Below are 20380 nucleotides of genomic sequence, written 5' to 3'. Positions count from 1 at the left end.
AGCTATGTCCCAAGTCAAACACCTGATCTCTTGGCAAGATTGGAGCGATGGAGAAATCCGGGAACTCCTTGAGTTTGCTGTCTATGTAAAGAAAAATCGCGTTTATTTTTCCGGACATATGGCCGGCAGATCTCTTGCGATGTTATTTCAAAAAACATCTACGAGAACCAGGGTATCTTTCGAGGCGGGTATGACCGAACTTGGTGGGCATGCGATTTTCCTCGATTGGATGGCCTCCAACTTTCTCCTATCTGATATTGATTTTGAAGGGAAATACCTTTCCAGTAACGTAGCCATCATTATGGCGAGACTAAAAAAACACGAAGATCTATTGGTATTAAAATCCGGCTCAACTGTGCCGGTGATCAATGGTTGTTGTAATTTATTTCATCCATGCCAGTCGCTTGCAGACATACTAACAATCGTTATGGACTCGCCTAAGGATTGGCAAAAGAAAAGTATATGTTATATTGGTGTCCATAATAATGTTGCAAACTCTTTAATTGAAATTACGGCAGCCCTTGGTATTCACTTAACTCTAGTAACACCTATTGCATCTGAAGACTCAATCGTGAAACAATCCATAGAAAGAGCTAAGAAAAAAGGAACCATCTCTTGGGAAACCGATGTCAAAAAAGCTGTTTCTGATTCTGATTATGTTTATACTGATACTTGGGTGGATATGGAATATTTCAATGATCCAAAGTTTCAAAAGGAAAAAGAAGAAAGAATCGAATTGATGATGCCCTATCAGGTAAATGCAGATCTATTGAAAAATACAAAAGCAAAAGTAATGCATGATATGCCAATCCATGCTGGTTATGAAATCACAAGGGAAATGGTGGAAAGTGATCGTTCTATTATTTTCACCCAAGCAGAAAACCGCCTGGATGCACAAAAAGCAGTGATACTCAAACTTCTAGAAAACCATAGCTAAACACCTGTTTTCTAGCCAAATACTCAAACAGACAAAATTCTATTTTGACTTTGCCATACAAATTGATTTGCATTTTTTCTTCTGATTTTAGAATCTTCCGGCCAAGGGCAGTCAATTTCGCTTAAGATTCATCTTTGTATTCAAGATTTCTGAACTGAATCGCCTACTAACTTCCCGATCAATCTAGTGTATCAATTACTGTGATGAATTATCAGTAGAGTCTTTACGATTGACCATCCACCCACTAAAGCCGTCTAAAAAGTATAAAAAATCGATTTTATCATCGTGTTCAAAATCAAACGCCTGTAATGCTTCATCGTAACAGCGGAACCAAACAGCCCTTTCTTTTTCGGAAATAGGAAAAACAAAATGGCGCATCCGCATTCGCGCCGGACCCCATTTTTCTATGTAATAACTGGGACCACCTAATACTTGTATCATAAAATCAGCTTGTTTCTCTTTCGCAAGGTTCCAGTCACCTTTAAACATCCACTGAATTTCGGAGGTGGCAACAAGGTCATAAAAATCGGAGACGAGTTTTCGGATGGCAACTTCCCCCCATTTTTCATAGAGAAATTTTACATTCGGGTTTTGGGGAGGCGGACCACCGGCAGGTGTGTAAATATCGTTCGGATCCAAATCGATAGTCAGTATCGCGAAAGGGACAAGAAGGGGAAGTCGAATTTTCGACCGGAGCCGAAGGCGTAGCCCGGATTGGCCCGGCCCCGAGGAACGAGAGGGTTCGCCCCAGAAAAGGAAACTCTTGGGAACTCGCAAGGGAAGTTGAAAAGTAACTGTGTTTCGTGTGAACTTCACCCACCTCGGATTTTGCTATTATTTCCTGGACGATAGGCAAAATTCACAAAACTTGGTAAAAAAATCCGAAAAAGGTATATTAAATGGCACTGACTCACCCGCAATCAGCTCTCTTTGCAGGAGAAAAACCTTTCCCTATCATCCCTGCTTGTGAACACTTCGCTGGATCTGAAAAACTCATCACAAAAGCTCTCGAGTTACAAAATAAACTCGGTGGACTTTTTGATATCACGATGGACTGCGAAGACGGTGCCCAAACAGGAAAGGAAAAAGAACACGCAGAGATGATTGTTCGCATTCAAAACTCTGAACTGAACAAACACAAAATGAGCGGTGTTCGGATTCATGATTATACCAACGAACATTGGCGCGGTGACGTAGACATCCTTGTTCCTGGAGCTGGAAATGTACTCGCCTACATCACAATTCCAAAGCCGACTAAAGCAAGTCAGGTGAAAGAACAAATCACTTACATCCAAGATGCTTGCAAAAAAGCAGGAATCAAAAGAGAAATTCCCATCCACGTTTTAATTGAAACTCACGGTGCCTTAAATGATGTATTCGAAATTGCGGCATTACCTTGGTTGCAAGTTTTGGATTTCGGACTTATGGATTTTATCTCCGGCCACCATGGTGCGATTCCGGCATCTTGTATGAAATCTCCTGGTCAATTTGATCACGAACTTCTTCGTCGTGGTAAAGCAAACCTAGTCGCCGCCGCTCTTATGAATGGTGTGATTCCAGCTCATAACGTAACACTCGACCTTAAAAATATCTACCAAACCTATGCTGATGCAAAACGTGCCCATGATGAATTTGGTTTCTTACGTATGTGGTCGATCTATCCTGCACAAATCCAATCCATATTGGATGCAATGGCTCCGAACTTTGCGGAAACACAAACTGCTTGTGACATTCTCATCAAAGCACAAGACGCAGAATGGGGACCGATCCAACATGACGGCGACTTACATGACCGTGCAACTTACCGTTATTTCTGGGAACTTGTCCAAAGAGCCAAACTCACAGGACAAAAACTTCCAGATGAAGTGGAGAAGAGATTCTTTTCTTAAAGATTAAAACAAATAAGATTAGGATTGGATTTGGTAAGTCAGTTCCCTCTGAGGGGCTACTTACCTAACTGAAGAAAACAGTTTTCCTTTCTAACACCTAATGATGCAGAGGTCCACATTTGTGGGCCTTTTTTATTGCCCTATGGGAAATCGGTTTTTACCATTCCTAAAAAATGCCAAAGAGGGCAGGCAAAAAGCAAGGAGGAAGAGGCCATTCTTTGCAAAAACAGGTGAGTTTTCTACATTTAGCGAACTAAACTCACACGATTTTTCTGTTTTTGTGGATTTATTGTATGTTATATTGATTTTTTGTTTGCAATCTTGGATGGGTCGTTGGCTACTGGCCTAACTTATGAGCCATCTAATCCGAAAATCCAACTTATCATACCCCCTTTTCATTATCCTCCTTATGGTCGCCATAAACCAAACAGCGATTTATGCGCAGGCGGATCCAAGTGCCAATTCTAAAACAGAAGTAGCTACTGAACCTCCCCCACCTAAAGAAGAAAAGAAGGAAGGGTATATAAGCCCGCAAATCGGAAATCTTTCCGGAGAATACTTGCGAAGTTTGCAAGTGACTAGCAAACAAAGAAAAGCCATCCAAGAGAACAAAGGACTTTGGTTTGCTGATAAGTTTCGCGTGGGATTTGGAATTCGACCCAAAGTAGATTCTTTCCATAATACGGATTTTGACAAATCAACTCCCGACAACAGAAACAATGCATTGAACCAAACTCAATTTTATATCTTAGGTGATATCAATGAGAATGTTCTTTTCAAAATTACATTACAAGATGTCCGACTTTGGGGAGGCGAAGTTTTATCCAGCGGAAATGCAGAACAGAAATATGCTGCCATATCTAATGCAGGAAATACTGTCGATACAACCAAACAAAGAGAAATTGCTCTCAATAATTTTACAGGTCTTCGCGAAGCCTTTTTGGATTTAAAAACAACAAATCAAGCCTTTCGTTTGAGGACGGGAAGACAAATCCTTGAGTTTGGAGACGGGCGTATCCTTGGATCAAGAAATGACAGTTTGAACGGTAACTCCTTTGATGCTCTAAGGTTTACGGGAAAAATTAGCAATCATACGTTCGATGCATTTGGATCTATCATTGGAGCAGAAAACAATTCAAATGGAATTGTATCAAACAACTCTTCTAAGTTAGGTGGCATTGGAGACTCTTACTATGGAGGTTTTCATTACAATTGGAAGGCAGCTGACTGGCTCGGAATCGATTTATACAACTATAGTTTATTTAAACAACAAAGAAGAGCTTCTAACCCTCCCCCTTTATCGGAGACGAGAAACTATCGTGGTGATGACCAATTGAATACATCTGGTTTTCGATTGACTAACCGAACTAAAAACAATGCGCTCCCCGACACAACAGGAATTGACTGGATGGTGGAGGCCGCTTGGCAAACAGGATTCAATGGGGAACGAGTCACACCTGATTGGTTAAATCAAAAAGGCGCTTACACAACCAATCAGAAAACAGGAGAATCTCCGCCTTTATCAGAAGCCGTGCGATACAAAGCAAATATTGTGGCGGTTCAACTAGGATACACCCCGGTAAAAGAATTTCGTATCGGCGTTCAATATGTGCAAGCCTCAGGAGATCCGAATCGTAATGATTCCAGTGTCGCCACATACAATCCCCTATTTGCAACCAGACGTATGGCTGGGGGTTCATTGCCTTTTGCAGGGAACGGAAACTCAGGACTTGTTTTTTGGCAAAATAGTAAAGACTACTCATTACATTTAAAATATGAAACTTCGAACTATGGAACTTTTATCATCAACCCCCACTGGTATTATAAAGTGAAATTACAAGATGGGTATTATGATAATAATAACTATGTAGCTGGAAGTAAAGCCACAGGAGAAACAGCATCCACTGAAGATTATTTCAATACAGAAGCCTATAATCCAACCAAACCAAGCTTAGGAAAACTAGTGGCCACTGAAGTGGACTTTATATATATCATCACTCCCTTTGAAAATGTATCTTTCTGGTTTGGAGCGACTGTGATTCGTGCCGGAGATGCCATCAGAAACCAAAAGAACAATCCGAATGAACCAGACCCACTCCATAGATACGACTTAAGTCCCACTGCCACTATGGCTACATTCCAAACTGTATTTGCGATTTAATGGAAGATAATTGGTTTAGTGAAAACTAATACGAACGGAATGGGAACATAAAAATCAGGCTCCCATTCCAAACGATAGACTTCATTTTAATTTAAACCTTTCTACTTGAGTGGAAAGGTATGATGCTTGGGAGGCAATTTCTGCTGCAACGATTGTTAATTGATCGGAGCCAGTAGCTACATCTTGAGTTCCATTAGAGATACTAATAATGGTTTTGGAAATCTCTTCGGTTGCCCTTTTTTGTTCAAAAACTGCATCTTCAATTTGTAAATTTAAATTGGTAAGTAAATTTGAATTTTCTGCAATGTCTTTTGCATTGTTTTCCTGCAATAAGACAGAACCGAGTACTCTTGTAGCAGAGGTTTCAAATTCTTTCACTCGGCTATTGAGGAGGTTCAAAACTTCTGCGGCTTCCGTAACTTTTTTGTTTCCATTCTCTACCGCAGAGTTTGTGGATATCACAAGATCTCCAATTTCCTTTACGGATGCCCCTGTTTGTAAAGCGAGTTTTCCAATCTCTTCGGCAACGACAGCAAATCCCCGACCTGCATCTCCCGCACGAGCGGCTTCAATGGCGGCATTGAGAGCCAATAGATTTGTTTTTTCAGAAATTTCAGTAATAATATCCAAAACTTCGCTGATTCGTTCCGCCTTTTCCCCAATATCTTCCATCGCACGAGTAGATTCATTCATCGCTGTCTCACCAACAACCGCATGTTCCCTTGATTCCGAAGCAAATTTAGCAAGGTATTCCATTTCTTTATTAATATTTTGAACTTCTTCGCGTAGAGTTAAGACTGATCTATCGATCTCTTTCATTTTTACAACGGCTTCTTCCATCGACTTACCAACATTATCTGCCGAAGCGGATAATTCTTCAACTGCAGCAGAAGACTCTTCGGCTGCAGAAGCTTGGGTTTGCGAGGTATCGGATAAATTTCGAGAAGTTGAAGCCATTTTATTGGATTGCAGTCCCAACTTATCCACTGTTTGTTTGATATCACCAATAATGGATACTAAACTATTTTTCATTCGATTCATCGAATGTAACAAACTTCCAATTTCATCTTGGTTGATCTCTTCGGCATCCGTTGCTAAATTTCCATTGGCAATCTGAGAAGAAAACTCCATCGCTTTTTTCAAACGTAAACTAATTTGTTTTTTAAAAACAAAATTTAGGAAAAATAGAACAACAATCAGAATGGCAATGGAAATCAAAGTTGAACTAAGAATTACTTTAGAAATTTGATCGCTAAAGATCGAATCAGGAATGCTTACTTGTAATGCCCAAAATTGTGGATCTTTTCCAATATGGAAGGGTGAAAAATAATGAGTGTATCCTTCATGTTGGATTGTAAACATTTTACCCAATTTTAATTTTTCTAAATAAATTTTCAAATGATCAGGGTTTTCAATTTTTTTCCCAAGTTTAGTTTGGTCTTGTCCATACATCACATAAGTTCCGTTAGAAGACAAAAAAGCGATATGACCTTGTCCGCGAAAAGGGCGAGTGTCCCCGATTTTTTCCTGTAGCGTACTTACATCCAAATCAATTCCAGCGGCACCTTTAAATACACCTTTGGGGTAGATAGGAACAACAAGTGAGATCATTTGGATTTTTTTCCCACCTGCAATATATTCATAAGGCCCAAATACTTTTGCTTTGTTGGTTTTTTTTACTTGAAGATAGTAGTCACCTGCCCCATTGGGATTATCATAATCAACAAGCGCTTCTAAATTGATTTTCCCATCAGGTGTGTGGTGTAAATACGGTATGAATCTTCCAGTTTTGTCATGGCCAGGTTTGCCTATAAAAGCGGAATCCCTTCCTTCATAACCATTGGGTTCATAACAAAGCCAAATGGCAAAGATATCATCGTTACGTTCTAAGATTTCTCTCATACTACTAATCATTGATTCACGTGGAGGAGATGTATAAAACAAAGCAAAACGAAATCCTCGGATAACACCCATCATTGCATTTAGGTGTTCTTGAATTTCAAAGGACCATTTTTCAGAAGTGATTTTTGAATTTTCTTTGATTTCCGCATTGAGGTCTGAAGCGGTGCGATAGATTTGAAAGGTGGTTAAAACAACAAAACCTATAAATAAAATCCCTGCGATGGATAAAGAGACCCTTTGTCGTATACTCATAAGGATCGATCTTAGGCCGATTAAATTTTTTGTAAATATATTCCCGTATCTAAAGATTGAAATCCGAACTTAAGATACAAAGTATACGGAGCTATTAACACATAAATCGATCTTTTGGGGAGATTTACTAGTCTGAATTCGCTGATAAACGGTAGGGAAAGGAATTTGTCTCATTAGAGCAGCTTACCAACAGAACCAATGTCAGGGAGGTAAACCCTAGTTTCGGATATAAATCCAATAAGGTGATCGCCGTTATTTATTGACAAAGTAACCGAATAAAAAGCAAGGGATCTGCAATGGCAAATCCCCTTTGTTTTTTGGTTTCGATTTTATTTTTCGAACCTAAGAGTTCTTTTGTAAAAGTTTTCTGTCTTAATTATTTCTTAAGCTTAGTTTTCACTTTAAAGTTCTTATACTCAACATATTCAATATCATCCACTGCTAATTGGAATACACCTTTCGTGGAGTGAACAATAAAAATATCACCTAATTGCGCCACTACGGCACCAGAAAGCACATCTCCATTGGATTTGTGAATCGTCTCTAGAACACTGTAATGGTTGTGAATTTCTTCCTCATTGTCCAAACCCGTCTTTACTGCATCCGATGCAATTTTGTTCAATGCTTCCGATCTTTTTTCTTCGTGTTCTTTTTCAATGGTGGCAACGGCAGCTTCCGATCCATTATTTCGTGATTCGATTTGTTTTTGGACTGTTTCGGGAGCTATGGAAACAAGAGTATCAGCTTCTGCTTTCTCTTGGGGAGAAACGATACTTTCTGCTTTGGTGAGTCCACTATCAAAATCGGTAAAACCTGCCAATTGTTCGTCAGTGAGCGCATTGGCAGCAACTTTCGCATTAATCAAATACACAAGTTCGTTTAAATTAGGATTTACTTCCAATCGTTCTCCCGGCTCTAAAACCACTTCATTTTCTTCTAAGGTCTTCACCAAACGATTGTAATTTTCGATAGAAAGTCCTTCATTGATCTCAACTAACTTAGGAGAAGTTTTAAAAACAACAGCAACTGCTCCTTCATATACTTTAACTTTAGGTACAGATCCTTTTTCTAATTCAAAAGAAAATACCGTCCCGCGAACTCCAGCGACCATGGTCGGAGATGTGACGGATAGGTTTTGTCCCGATTTTAGTTTTACTGATTTTACGAGAAGGTTTCCTGCCCACAAATGGATGTCTGTATTCGGTCGGTTTTCCCCAGAAATGTCTCGAAACAAAACATCGGAATTGTCTTTGATGCGGATCACCTCCCCTCTAAAAGTTTGTAAATCCACCCTGCCTAATTTGGTAAGGACTCGATCTCCAGGGCGGACCACGTCACCGATCTTTGCCTTGGATTCCTTTCCTTGCGAAGTAATGATTATATCTCCTTGTAGGAAAGTGATAACGGCACCGGCAGTTTGGTCGTTTGTTTGATTCGATCCAAATTGGAACCGATTGCATTGTAATGATAATAAGAAGATGGTAAGTAATGTAATTGTAGTTTTCATATTTTTTTCCAACTGATCCCCGTAATAAGAGAAACAACTCAGAATAATTCCATTTTCAATTCTGTAAAAACAAAATCTATTTTTCAGGAAATTAAAGCAAATTTTGCTCGGAACCATAGAAATTGACACAAGAATGTAACCGAAGCAATCAGAATTAGGCCAATAAACAAGAGTTTACCGCTCCTACTATAACTTAGCAAAGGGGGTAGGTAAAACCCAAGTCCCTAACATGGGATTCTGAAAAAGAAAGGAATACTAAGGAAAACCCTTTTCAAACTATTCCTTCAGCTCGGAAATTTTTTTTCCAACATGGGAAGCAGGACTAAAAAATTTAGCCCTGCCTATCCTTTGGGAAGAGTAGATACTACTGTGGCCGGAACAAACGTAGGAGATGAGAGAGGCGAAAAAGAAAAAGATTCCCGACTCCCAGCCGAACAATTCCATTCCCATAATCGCAGAAGCAAGTGGTGTATTACTGGCTCCCGCAAATACAGAAATAAAGCCAATCCCAACAAAAAGTGTTAGGTGAGCTGGGTCAAAATATCCAAAAATATTTCCCAAACTGGCACCGATAAAAAATAGGGGGGTCACCTCCCCTCCCTTAAAACCAGAACCAATCGTAATGGCAGTGAGGAGTAACTTAAAAAGAAAAGATTCCCATGGCAAAGATTCGATAAAGGCAGTTTGAATGGTCGGAAGTCCTAAACCAAAATAAAAAGGTTTCAGTCCAATCAAAAATAAAACAACAAGAATGCTACCTCCAAACAAAGGTCGTAAGGGAGGATACTTTATCCATCGAGAAAACCATTCCGATAGTTTATGTACAAGCCAACTAAATAATTTGGCAATCCATCCAGAAGAAATTGCAATAACCACCAAACAAAGAATAACTGTTACACTAACATCGAATGGAATTGTTGGATAATGAGAATGACTAACTCCCCAGGCCAAACAAACTAAGTGCGATAAATAGGCTGTAACTAAGGAAGGAAAAAACAATTTCCAACGATAGCTTCCTACCCGAATCACCTCAATAGAAAAAATAGCGGAAGCAAAGGGAGTTCCAAATACAGAGGCAAATCCTGCGCTCATACCTAGTATAATCAATATTTGTTGTTCCTTCGGATTTAAACCGAACAGACGAACCAATTGGTGGGAGATAGATCCGCCCATTTGCACTGCCGTCCCTTCCCTTCCTGCAGATCCACCAAAAAGATGAGTGATGAGTGTTCCGAAAAAAACAAAAGGAGCCATTCGAATCGGAATGATGGAGGTGGGCGAATGAATTTCTTCTAATAACAAATTATTTCCCTTATGAACATTCTTTCCATAATGAAAATAAAACCATCCAATTCCAAATCCAGCGAGAGGAAGAAAATAAACAAACCAAGGTTTTGATTCTCGAATTTCGGTTACCGAATCCAATGCAACTAAAAAGAGTGCAGAGGCAGATCCAACAAACAATGCAACCAATACAATGATGGCTGTCCATCTAAGAAAATTAAGTAGGTGGAAAATTTCAAAAGAATTGGAACTAATTTCCTCGTTTGGTGGGAATTCCATTGTCATCTACCTATCCATCAAATAGAATCAATTCTCTTACGAAAACCAACTTTTCAAAATCGCTAAAATCCAATACTTAGGTGTTGACCTAAGTATCATAATCTGATATTATGCCAATATGGTAAAAAGATCCTACAATATTGATGTTGTTTTGCAGGCCTTGTCTGACCCAACAAGACGGCAAGTCATTGAACGACTGGGTATGGGTCCGGCAAGTGTTAGTGATTTGGCTGCCCCTTTTTCTATGGCAATGCCTTCCTTTATGCAACATTTAGATATTTTAGAATCTGCTCAACTGATCTACACCGAAAAGGTAGGTAGGGTGCGAATCTGTTATCTCAATCAAAATCCATTTTCAGTCATGGAATCTTGGTTGCAGGTTCAAAAATCATTATGGGAAACAAGACTGAATCAATTGGACTCATTCTTATTAAAAACAAAGGGGAAAAAAATATGAGTAACGAATCGAAAGAAACATTCAATCCCGAATTGGACTTGATGTTAGAGAGAATTGTAGACGTGCCAGTGGAATTGGTTTGGAACGCGTGGACAAAACCAGAACAATTAATGCATTGGTTTACACCCGCTCCGTGGAAAACCATTGATTGTAGAATCAATTTACAACCCGGTGGAGAGTTTTACACAATGATGGAATCACCGGAAGGGAAACATTTTCCAAATAACGGATGTTTTCTGGAAGTTGTTCCTTTAAAGAAACTTGTTTTTACCGATAGTTTACTTCCTGGGTATCGACCTTCGGGGAATAGTTTTATGACTGCCTTTGTCACAATGGAGAGTCTGGGCAGTGCGACCAAGTATAAGGCCATAGCAAAACACAAAGACCCAGAAACGAAAAAACAACACGAGGAAATGGGATTTATGGATGGATGGGGAACTGCCCTCGACCAACTGGTAGCCTATACCAAAACCTTACCTAAATAAGAGTAAGCAAACAAAGGTTCGCTGCTATACAGGAACAGCGGACCTTTCGAGGGCTTCAATTTCCTTTTTTTTATCTTTCATCAAAGTTTCGGCTGCAGCTAAATAGGTTTCAAAAGTAGAATAGTCTTTGGCTTTGATAGATCCGCAAAAATGGAAATACACAGTTTTTGATTTTTTTAAATGGGAATATTCTTCAAGATCAGAATAACCCATCATTCCGCTCACAACAAAAACGTCCAAATCCACATGAAATTTATAGGCAATTTTCATCACCCCTGTTTGGAAAGGTTTGACTTCTTCGGTAAAAGTTCTCTCCCCTTCTGGATATAAAAATATTGATCTTGTTTTTAAAACCTTAAGCACATCTGTTTTGAAGTTTCTGAAATTTGGTTTTTTTTCAGAATAAATTACAGCCTCCACAATTGTTTTGTGCATCATGAGAGGAATGATTTTATATCTTTGAATGATATCTCCACCTAAATAAGATAATTTTACATCTTTAGATTTGGACAAATAAGGAAGAGCTACGATTAAGGGAACTTCCATTGCATTGGTATGGTTACAAATTAAAAAACGATTATTGCCATTGGGATCCCAATTCCCCTGTTCAAAATGTAACGTTCTACCAGTGAGTAAGAAAAAAGAACGATACCAAAAATAACCAAGATAATTATTGATGCGATTGGACCATCGATCAAGGCCAGTAATTTTGAAAATATAAGAGAAAGAAAGTCCGATGGGAAATAGAATCACAAGGATTGGAATTGCATAACATAATACAACATAGAATTGGAGTTGGCCCATGTGAGAATAGGAACTCACACCTGAGTCTGGTAAACAAGAATTCGACTGAACTGTCTTAAAATCTAAATATTTTTAAAGATATCGAAAAATGGATCAAACAGTCAGTTCTAAAAGAAATTTAGAAGATGGATTTCTAACGATGCTAATTTTACCTTCAATTTGATCCACAAGCATACCAATCAATTGGAGACCAAACCCTGGCGAGTGTTCCAAGGAAATGGATTCAGGAATTCCGACTCCATTGTCAGAATATTCTAAATATAGTTTTTTACCTTCACGAAAGATTTTTAAACCGATCTCAGCATTAGTGATTTCGTTGAAGGCATGTTTCATTGAATTGGTGATGAGTTCGTTCAAAATGATACCTAAAGAAGAAAGAAGTTTTGCGTTTAGCTCGATTGGTTCTTCGAGGATATCCATCTTCACTTCTACATTTTTCGGGAAGATACTGACAATTTCGTTAAAGATAGCCGGGAAATAATCTTGTAAAGATACAGTATTGTCTGTTTCAGAATGATATAATTTATCGTATAAAACAATCATACTTTTAACTCGTCCCGCAGCCTCATAGAGAATGGTCTGAATGGGAGTTTCACTCTGAGACCTTGCTTGAAGAGTTAACAAGGTAAAGATGGAACTCATATTGTTTTTTACGCGGTGGTGGATCTCTTTGAGTATATTTTCCTTTTCGTGTAATAACTTTTGAATTTTGGATTCGGAAAAATTGCGGACACTTACATCTCTTAAAATTACCGTATATAATTTTTCTCCCTTCACAGAAATCTGAGAAATAGAAGCTTCAATTGGGAACTCCTCCCCATTGGAACGAAGACCTCGGATCTCACCGAGAGCACCCATGGCCCTTCGACTCACACCCGTTTTAGAAAACGAATCGATATGGCTGTCATGTTGGCTACGGAAATCCATAGGGATCAAACGATCTAAACCTTGGCCGATTACATCCGTGGATTGGTATCCAAACATTTTTTCAGCAGCACCATTGAAGAGAATGATTTTTTTGGATTGGTCAATGCTGATGATTGCATCCATTGCAGATTCAATGATTTGTGTGAGTTTAGCCTCCGATTCGCGAATACGATTCATAGCATTCAAACGTTCGGAAATATCTCTACCGACAGTAATATAACCAATAGGTAAATCACTTTCATCATTCAAAAGTACTTGGTTGATTTCGATGTTACGGAGACTTCCGTCTTTTGCAAACTTAACCACTTCACCAATAAAACTACCTTCCAAATTAACTTTTTCAATCACTTGATCGCTAGTCAGTTGTAGATAGTCTGTTTTTAAAACTTCTAAAACGGATTTTCCCATCACTTCTTCCGCTTTCCAAAGGTAAATTTTCTCTGCAGCTTTGTTCCAATAATTAATTGTATGATTAAAATCCGTTCCGATAACAGCATCCAATACATTATTTAACATATTGGCTTGTTTAGCAATTTGACTTTGGACATTGTATTCTGCCGTAATATCTCGAAAAACGAGCACAACTCCTTTTGTATCTCCATTCAGATCTTTTATGGGAGATCCTGAATCAGAAATTTGATATTCGGCTCCATCCTTAGAAAGAAGGACTGTATGATTGGCAAGGCCAACAATAGAATTGGTTCGCAGTACTATATCTACTGGATTTTCCACCAAACTACGTGTTTTTACATTCACAATTTTGAATACATCGCTTATCGTAAGTCCAACCGCTTCATCATGTGTCCAACCTGTTAATTTCTCAGCAATGGGATTCATACGAATAATTTTACCATCGCTATCCGTGGCAATGACTCCGTCACCTATCGAATGTAATACGGTTTCTAAATGTTCTTTTTTGCTTTTGGTTAGTTCGTTTGCTTCAAAAAGTTTGAATGCCATCTTGATGGAAGCATCAAGTACAGTAAACCCGGAGTTTTTTACTACATAACCATAGGATGTGATCGTTTCTGTTTTTTTTACGATCTCTCTTTCTGTATGAGAAGAGAGAAAAACAACTGGAATTTCTTTATGATTTAATATTTCTGTAGCAGTTTGCGTTCCATCCAATCCTCGCCCCAAATCGATATCCATTAGGATGAGATCGAAGGGTTTACCCTCAAGAATGATGAGTTGGATGGCATTTTCTCCATTGGTTACATGGGTTACAACATATCCCCCCTGCTCCAATTGGTTTTTCTCAAACATGGCGAGAATCGCTTCATCTTCAACTAACAAAATGGATTTATCAGCGACTAAAGTCATCAAACATCCTTTGAGAACTCCAACACGGGGGCATTGGGAATTCACAGACTACAAATGATGCCAAAAATGAAATTTAATTCAACCAAATATTTAGAATTTTTCTAATATTAAAATTTACTTTAAATCCCTCTCTGTTACACAAATCTCTGTTAGTTCCTGTTTTTTAGTACATACACAAAAATGGACAGACCCAAAACGATGAAATAGAGAAATCCCAAACCAACCATCCAATTCCCTAACTTACTATAGAGTGTAGGAACGGCGGTTGTTGGTACAGAAGCGACGAGAACTCCATCATTTTCCTCGTAATAATCGAGTGTTCCTTTGGCACGACCATAAGCATCATAAACTCCCGAAAGAGCCCCACGGGTAGAGCGAACGATGGAAGTTCCATTTTCGATTCCACGAAGGACCGCCATTTCGGTATGGAAAGGATTGATTCCCTTCCAGTCAGAAGCAGGAATAAAAGTGATTCCTGTTCCTAAATCAGAATGTGTTTTTGTTAGTTGGAGGCTATCAAAATCATAACAGATAGCTACAGACATCTTTCCCCATTCGGTTGTAATGACTCTGATTTCGGAAGGGTTATGGGAAACTGGCTCACCTGGTGGAATGAATTGTTTGAAATAAATTTGGCGAGTGGATCCGTCCTTTCCGATCCAATGCAATTTGTTTTCCATAAAGAAATCTTTTTCTTTGAGTGGGACAATATAGGCAGCAATCACTTCGATTTCACTTTCTTTAGCTAAAGCAGATACTTTTTTTAAAAACGAATCTTCATCCTTAGGATGGATCATTACAGCTCCTTCATTCCAAACAACTACCTTCGCACCCTCCTCTGCTGCCTGTTGGGTTCTTTGGAAAATAAGGTCGGTATTCTTTTGATTCTGGTCAGGATCCAACCAAATGGTTTGGATTTCCATTTTGGAAGTTACAGTTCCTACTTTAATGGAATTTCCTTCGATGGGAATGGTAAGACGAACTGTTCCATAAAAAGACAATCCCACTAAAAGTAAAGAACAGGTGAATAAAGAAAATTGTGAAGACTTTGAGATTTTAGATTCAGAAATATATTCAGATAAGGATTGATCGATACTTACGTTCACTAAATAAATAAGAAAACTAATCCCCGTGGCTCCAAATAAGGAGGCAGATTGTATCAAAATCAAATTGTTGATTTGACTATTAGCAAACATCCCCCAAACACCTAACTCGGATCCATAACCACCCACCCACTCCACAATGGTGAATAAAAAGGCAAAACTTAAACTAGATGAAATCTGTTTGGGGAATCTTTTCCTACCTTGGTTCCAAATCCAAAGTAGGAAAGTAAATACAATACCACCTTGGATACCCGAGAGGATAGCTATCCCAATGTGAAATGGTTCCGAAACAATCCGCATGGTGGATGCAATTTGAATTAAAATAAGTGCAATCAGTAGTGTTCGAATGGAATACCCTAATCGAATGTAACGTAAAAAAGGAATAAGGGTTATCCAAGCAAAGATAGGTATGTTCCAATTCATCCCTGTAAAGCCAAGAAAAACCCCACCAAGACATAACAAAAACCACTTTTGATCTAAAAATTTTATCATAATTCCCTTATATAAATATATCTTAATTTACTTATTATTAATAAATTTCATTCTTTTATTTTTCCACCAGCTCCTCTCCACAAATAATACAGAGAATTAAGCCAAAGTTTTTCTAAGTTTTGGTTCAACTGAAAAGAGAGAATGGGAACTCCAAAAAAACAAGATGCGATTGCCATAGAAAAAAATTTCCAATCAGTAGATGTTGGGAGTTCCCCATTTTTGGCAGCGACAGATAATGCCTTCCGGATGATTCCTTCGACCCCATCAGCATCCAAATCTTCAATACCAACGATCTTAGGAAAGAGTAACGCTCGTTCGGCTTTTGTGAGTTTTTGTTGTTGTAAGGATTTACGAGTTTTCGCCTGAAAGGATATGATTTCCAGAAGGATTCTCGGGTTTTTTTTGGATTCCTTTGCAGTATAACGAAATAAGGCAGAAAGCATCCCAAGTCCAGATCCGGACAATTTTTTCTCAAGAGCAAACACCGAGACCTGTAAACTCCAAATTTGGATATAATGCAGGATCAAATCACCCTTCTCTGGAAAATAATTATAAAAGGTTGGTTCTGATACCTCAGCTATTCGGCAGAGTTCTTTGATTTTGATTTCTTCAAATGATTTTAACTCTAGTTCTTTTAGGAAGGCAAAGGTTAAATTGGTTCGAGTTTTAGCAAATTTGATTTCTTTCAGTGGAAAGGAAATCAGTGGATCCGAATGTTTATCAAAACCCTGAGGCATACATAATTATAGCTAACAATATTTTTATAGTCAACTTTAATTATTTCATAAAACAGTCCAAACTATGAACTTATAAGAAAATTTTTGACGAAAATAAGGAATTTAGTTTCTTAAAATGTGGCTTTGTGATAGAAGGAAGCCATTGGGTGGCGGGTCTAGTTCCCCACCCAATTCAGGGCGGGGAGATTATATCCGCGCGGAAACTAAATCCAATCCCTATTTCTTCGCATGAGGATGTGCATTCCGATACACTTCCTTCAAACGGTCCCTTGATACGCTTAAATATATCTGGGTAGACGACAAAGAAGCATGACCGAGTAATTCCTGTACCGCGCGAATATCGGCTCCCGCATTCAATAAATCGGTAGCGAAGGTATGTCTAAATTTATGCGGAGTGATAGCTTTTTCCATTCCCATCACCACTCTACGTTCGGATAAAATATAACGAATCCCTCGGGTTGTTAATTTTCCACCACGTTGGTTAAGGAAAATTTCTTCAGGGCCTGCGGTGCCCCTTTCTTCTAAATACTCTCTTAACGCAACTTGTGCTTCGTCACCAATAAAGACAAAACGTTCTTTACGTCGTTTCCCCATTACTTTTAGGGAAGTTAATTCATGATTTAGATCACCTAACTTAGCATTCACTAACTCAAACACACGTAGCCCCGTGCTATACAATACTTCTACAATGGCTTTGTCTCGTTTACCTAAAACTTCTGCTTTCTCTCCATCTTCGTAATCCAAAATGTCTTCCGTTTCAATTTGTGTAAAATTTTTAGGTAACTTCTTTTTGGTTTTCGGAAAACTTACCTGCAAGATGGGATTGGCTCCAATTTTCTCTTCTCGGAATAAAAACTTATAAAAAGTGCGCAGTGAAGATAGTTTACGACTCTGGGTTCGTTTGTCTTGTTTCTTTGTTGCTTTCAAATCTGCAAAGTAGGCCCGCACATCCAAAACATCGACTGTCAAGATATCGATTTCTTCTTTCAAACAAAACTCAAAGAAAAATTTCAAATCACGCAGATAGGCAAAAAGAGTATGTTCCGAATAATTTTTTTCTATCTTTAAATAAGTCCGGTAACTGCGAAAGAGTTCAGCCATGGCTTGTGGGAAATGGTCGGGGATTTGGACTTCAAGAGCTGGCAGGGTCATACAGAAAGAATATCGGCAAAGTTTTCTTTCTCCTAGGGCAAAAAAATACTATACAAGTACTTACATTTTGTTTAGTGTTGAAAACGGAAAAAAAAGACATAATCCAGAAAAAATTCCCTCCCTCGTCTCATTTGTCCCAGGTCTCATGCATACTGGAGTCAATCTGGAAGAGAAAAAGAGTGGAATTCGGAAGGGATGGGTTCATCCTTGAAAGAGTCGGTCAGGTAAGTTTTTTAAAACCATCCGGCTTATTCCCCTACCTAGTCTTTCGGAACACCGATTTTAGGAGAACGTTTGATTCATGAAAAAAGAGAAAGCTGACAAGGCTCAAGAAAAAGAAACCGACCAAAGAAAGCAGGCCATTGACGCTGCCCTAGGCCAAATCGAAAAACAATTTGGTAAAGGTTCCATTATGCGCCTTGGCGCCGATACACGTATGTCAGAAATGAACGTAGTATCCACAGGTTCTTTGGATCTAGACATCGCCTTGGGGATAGGCGGGTTTCCTTCCGGAAGAATTCTAGAAATTTATGGACCAGAGTCTTCTGGTAAAACAACACTCACGCTTTCTGCGATCGCAGAAACGCAAAAAAAAGGTGGGATTGCCGCCTTTATCGATGCGGAACATGCCCTCGATCCTTCTTACGCCAAAAAACTGGGCGTGAACGTCGACGACCTTCTAGTAGCCCAACCGGATAATGGGGAAGAAGCTCTCGAAATTTGTGAATCCTTGGTTCGCTCTAATGCGATTGATCTCATTGTCATCGATTCGGTTGCCGCTCTCGTTCCGAAAGCGGAAATCGAAGGTGATATGGGAGATTCCCATATGGGTTTGCAAGCCCGGCTCATGTCCCAAGCCCTCAGAAAACTCACAGGAACCATTTCTAAATCCAATACCACGGTTATCTTTATCAACCAGATCCGTATGAAAATCGGTGTGATGTTTGGAAGTCCAGAAACCACTACGGGTGGGAACGCCTTAAAATTCTATGCTTCGATCCGTTTGGACATCCGTCGTATTGAGACTCTGAAAGAAAAAGAAGAACCTGTGGGAAACCGAGTTCGCGTGAAAGTGGTGAAAAACAAATGTGCTCCACCTTTCCGCCAAGCCGAGTTTGATATCATGTATGCCACCGGTATCAACAAAGAAAGTTCTCTCATTGATCTTGCCGTTCGCCATGACCTCGTTGGAAAAGCAGGTTCTTGGTATTCCTATGGTGGAGAGAAGATTGGACAAGGAAAAGAACAAGTCAGACTTTTCTTTCTCGAAAACCCAGACATTGCATTCAAAATTGAAAACCAAGTGCGAGACCTCAATGGACTTCCTCTTGTGGACCAAGCAAAGATCCAAACAAGAGAAGTGAAATCCATTGAAAGGGATCCGAAAGAAACTAAAGAAACAAAATCAAAACAACCAGTTAGTTTCTCCACCGAAGCAGACGGAGATGTTGCTGTCGGAGAATAGACAAACACGGCTTTCTTTTTAGGAACCATTGACCGGTTCGGGGTTTCCCGGGCCGGTTTTTTTTTGCCAAATCAAACGAAGCGAATTCCGCTTACACAAAGAAAAATCGAAGTCCTTCTATGAAAAAGGATGTCTGGAAACGGTCTTCTTACAGATTGGCCCTGATACCTTCCGAATCTTATGACAAAAAAAATCATTCTCTTCCTATTTATTTTTTCCCTCCAATGCCAAATCCAAGAAAAAAAAACAGAAACTGCATACCGTGAAACAGAAGTTTACGATGAATGGGCAGGACTAAGTGAAACCGATCCACTCCATAAAAAGGAAATGGATCTCAGTTGGAATCAACTAACAAAGAGAAAGGATACAATCATTCAATATCTCAAAGGAAAAAATTACAGGCCCAAAGTCAAAACAGTCATTTATCCTTTTAGTGGAATCGATGTTTTGAATCTATTTTCGTTTTATCCCGATTGTGATCGTTATGTGTTATTCGGCTTGGAAGATCCAGGTTATCCCAACCAGTATACGTCGCTAACTGATAAAGAAAAACAAATCGTAAAACAAGGAATTAGAAACCTGTCGGATCACTTAGCGGGAAGAAACTATTTCACTTACCGAAAAATGAAGGAAGAAACTAAAAAAAAGGAATTAAACGGCGCCTATCCTGTTTTTGTTGCCTTTCTTCGACGAATGGGAAAAGAAATCCTAGATTCCAAAGAAGAAGAAATCGTTGGGAAAGGAATTACTTATAAAGGATTCACAATCTCACTCTATGACACTAAACTAAAAAAACATGAAACACTAACTTACTTTAAAATATTCTTAATTGGTAACGAAGGGGTTGCTCGTGACGGATTATACGAATATTTTTCAGAACTAGGGAAAGTAGGAATTTTCACAAAATCAGCGGAGTATTTATTTCATGGGGAAAAAAGAAAATTATTCCGTGATCTCCTGCTAAAAAATGCAGAATTTGTAGTTCAAGATGAGTCCGGTTTTCCGATTCGGTTTTTTCCAGAAGAGAGCTGGAAACGGCAAATTTTTGGAAGGTATGAAAAATCTTGGAATTTATCTGGGGCAGTTGTCCCTGACGTCCAACCAGAACTGAAAAATCTTAGTGAGATGACAAATGATACAGCCTTACCTTTTCCTTTTGGTTATGGTTATTTAGGTACTAAGGACAACCGTCAGTCGGCTGTCCTCGTCTTCGAAAAGAAATAA

Annotated in this window: 16 protein-coding genes; 7 read left to right on the top strand and 9 right to left on the bottom strand. The window is 38.9% G+C overall.

What is annotated here, in order from left to right; all coding sequences use genetic code 11:
• Positions 1–4 precede the first annotated feature (4 nt).
• Complete coding sequence (locus tag JWG40_RS02770; protein WP_205284348.1) at positions 5–937, top strand: ornithine carbamoyltransferase; 933 nt, start codon at positions 5–7, stop codon at positions 935–937.
• A 195-nt stretch (positions 938–1132) separates the two neighbouring features.
• On the opposite strand, the gene JWG40_RS02765 is transcribed toward JWG40_RS02770, so the two are convergent.
• Positions 1133–1576 (bottom strand): globin domain-containing protein, encoded by a 444-nt coding sequence (locus JWG40_RS02765; protein WP_205284347.1) that lies wholly within the window; start codon positions 1574–1576, stop codon positions 1133–1135.
• A 260-nt stretch (positions 1577–1836) separates the two neighbouring features.
• Between JWG40_RS02765 and JWG40_RS02760 the strand changes: the two genes are divergently transcribed.
• Together JWG40_RS02760 and JWG40_RS02755 are read left to right on the top strand one after the other, a co-directional pair.
• Positions 1837–2826 (top strand): HpcH/HpaI aldolase/citrate lyase family protein, encoded by a 990-nt coding sequence (locus JWG40_RS02760; protein ID WP_205284346.1) that lies wholly within the window; start codon positions 1837–1839, stop codon positions 2824–2826.
• A 352-nt stretch (positions 2827–3178) separates the two neighbouring features.
• Positions 3179–4987, top strand: a complete 1809-nt coding sequence (locus tag JWG40_RS02755) for an alginate export family protein (RefSeq protein ID WP_205284345.1) — start codon at positions 3179–3181, stop codon at positions 4985–4987.
• Positions 4988–5068: 81 nt separating this feature from the next.
• On the opposite strand, the gene JWG40_RS02750 is transcribed toward JWG40_RS02755, so the two are convergent.
• The 3 genes from JWG40_RS02750 to JWG40_RS02740 form a co-directional block, all read right to left on the bottom strand.
• Positions 5069–7141: a methyl-accepting chemotaxis protein gene (locus tag JWG40_RS02750; protein ID WP_205284344.1), complete on the bottom strand. Its 2073-nt coding sequence runs from the start codon at positions 7139–7141 to the stop codon at positions 5069–5071.
• A gap of 376 nt (positions 7142–7517) precedes the next feature.
• Entirely contained in the window at positions 7518–8648 is a 1131-nt protein-coding gene (locus JWG40_RS02745; protein ID WP_205284343.1) for a FecR family protein, read from the bottom strand.
• A gap of 276 nt (positions 8649–8924) precedes the next feature.
• Positions 8925–10211 (bottom strand): chloride channel protein, encoded by a 1287-nt coding sequence (locus JWG40_RS02740; protein WP_205284493.1) that lies wholly within the window; start codon positions 10209–10211, stop codon positions 8925–8927.
• 118 nt (positions 10212–10329) lie between these two features.
• Here JWG40_RS02740 and JWG40_RS02735 point away from each other — a divergent pair, with 118 nt between their 5' ends.
• The gene (locus JWG40_RS02735; protein ID WP_205284342.1) at positions 10330–10668 is read left to right on the top strand and encodes an ArsR/SmtB family transcription factor; all 339 of its coding nucleotides are present in this window, start codon (positions 10330–10332) and stop codon (positions 10666–10668) included.
• Positions 10665–11153, top strand: coding sequence for an SRPBCC family protein (locus JWG40_RS02730; RefSeq protein ID WP_205284341.1), 489 nt, complete (start codon positions 10665–10667; stop codon positions 11151–11153). The genes JWG40_RS02735 and JWG40_RS02730 overlap by 4 nt, the downstream gene beginning before the upstream one ends.
• A 24-nt stretch (positions 11154–11177) precedes the next feature.
• On the opposite strand, the gene JWG40_RS02725 is transcribed toward JWG40_RS02730, so the two are convergent.
• From JWG40_RS02725 to xerA, 5 genes are all read right to left on the bottom strand, one after another.
• Complete coding sequence (locus tag JWG40_RS02725) at positions 11178–11957, bottom strand: lysophospholipid acyltransferase family protein (protein ID WP_205284340.1); 780 nt, start codon at positions 11955–11957, stop codon at positions 11178–11180.
• Between the two features lie 93 nt (positions 11958–12050).
• On the bottom strand, positions 12051–14207 hold the full coding sequence (locus tag JWG40_RS02720) for a PAS domain S-box protein (protein ID WP_205284339.1): 2157 nt from the start codon (positions 14205–14207) through the stop codon (positions 12051–12053).
• Positions 14208–14356: 149 nt separating this feature from the next.
• Positions 14357–15799, bottom strand: coding sequence for a nitrilase-related carbon-nitrogen hydrolase (locus JWG40_RS02715; protein ID WP_205284492.1), 1443 nt, complete (start codon positions 15797–15799; stop codon positions 14357–14359).
• A gap of 50 nt (positions 15800–15849) precedes the next feature.
• A complete protein-coding gene (locus JWG40_RS02710) occupies positions 15850–16539 on the bottom strand; it encodes a TetR/AcrR family transcriptional regulator (protein ID WP_205284338.1) in 690 nt (229 codons plus the stop codon).
• Positions 16540–16755: 216 nt separating this feature from the next.
• Positions 16756–17691 (bottom strand): site-specific tyrosine recombinase/integron integrase, encoded by a 936-nt coding sequence (gene xerA, locus JWG40_RS02705; RefSeq protein ID WP_205284337.1) that lies wholly within the window; start codon positions 17689–17691, stop codon positions 16756–16758.
• A gap of 301 nt (positions 17692–17992) precedes the next feature.
• Between xerA and recA the strand changes: the two genes are divergently transcribed.
• Both recA and JWG40_RS02695 read left to right on the top strand, forming a co-directional pair.
• Positions 17993–19156 (top strand): recombinase RecA, encoded by a 1164-nt coding sequence (gene recA, locus JWG40_RS02700; protein ID WP_002988250.1) that lies wholly within the window; start codon positions 17993–17995, stop codon positions 19154–19156.
• Between the two features lie 180 nt (positions 19157–19336).
• On the top strand, positions 19337–20380 hold the full coding sequence (locus tag JWG40_RS02695; protein WP_205284336.1) for a hypothetical protein: 1044 nt from the start codon (positions 19337–19339) through the stop codon (positions 20378–20380).

This window comes from Leptospira abararensis, from assembly GCF_016918735.1.
Taxonomy (GTDB): domain Bacteria; phylum Spirochaetota; class Leptospiria; order Leptospirales; family Leptospiraceae; genus Leptospira_A; species Leptospira_A abararensis.
Note: the sequence above shows the minus strand (reverse complement) of the source record. Positions and strands in the feature narration are given on the sequence as shown.

Excerpts from the sequence above, each read along its gene's own strand:
- JWG40_RS02770 (WP_205284348.1), top strand. The coding sequence starts at position 5 with ATGTCCCAAGTCAAACACCTGATCTCTTGGCAAGATTGGAGCGATGGA.
- JWG40_RS02760 (WP_205284346.1), top strand. The coding sequence starts at position 1,837 with ATGGCACTGACTCACCCGCAATCAGCTCTCTTTGCAGGAGAAAAACCT.
- JWG40_RS02755 (WP_205284345.1), top strand. The coding sequence starts at position 3,179 with ATGAGCCATCTAATCCGAAAATCCAACTTATCATACCCCCTTTTCATT.
- JWG40_RS02750 (WP_205284344.1), bottom strand. The coding sequence starts at position 7,141 with ATGAGTATACGACAAAGGGTCTCTTTATCCATCGCAGGGATTTTATTT.
- JWG40_RS02745 (WP_205284343.1), bottom strand. The coding sequence starts at position 8,648 with ATGAAAACTACAATTACATTACTTACCATCTTCTTATTATCATTACAA.
- JWG40_RS02740 (WP_205284493.1), bottom strand. The coding sequence starts at position 10,211 with ATGGAATTCCCACCAAACGAGGAAATTAGTTCCAATTCTTTTGAAATT.
- JWG40_RS02735 (WP_205284342.1), top strand. The coding sequence starts at position 10,330 with ATGGTAAAAAGATCCTACAATATTGATGTTGTTTTGCAGGCCTTGTCT.
- JWG40_RS02730 (WP_205284341.1), top strand. The coding sequence starts at position 10,665 with ATGAGTAACGAATCGAAAGAAACATTCAATCCCGAATTGGACTTGATG.
- JWG40_RS02725 (WP_205284340.1), bottom strand. The coding sequence starts at position 11,957 with ATGGGCCAACTCCAATTCTATGTTGTATTATGTTATGCAATTCCAATC.
- JWG40_RS02720 (WP_205284339.1), bottom strand. The coding sequence starts at position 14,207 with ATGACTTTAGTCGCTGATAAATCCATTTTGTTAGTTGAAGATGAAGCG.
- JWG40_RS02710 (WP_205284338.1), bottom strand. The coding sequence starts at position 16,539 with ATGCCTCAGGGTTTTGATAAACATTCGGATCCACTGATTTCCTTTCCA.
- xerA (WP_205284337.1), bottom strand. The coding sequence starts at position 17,691 with ATGACCCTGCCAGCTCTTGAAGTCCAAATCCCCGACCATTTCCCACAA.
- recA (WP_002988250.1), top strand. The coding sequence starts at position 17,993 with ATGAAAAAAGAGAAAGCTGACAAGGCTCAAGAAAAAGAAACCGACCAA.
- JWG40_RS02695 (WP_205284336.1), top strand. The coding sequence starts at position 19,337 with ATGACAAAAAAAATCATTCTCTTCCTATTTATTTTTTCCCTCCAATGC.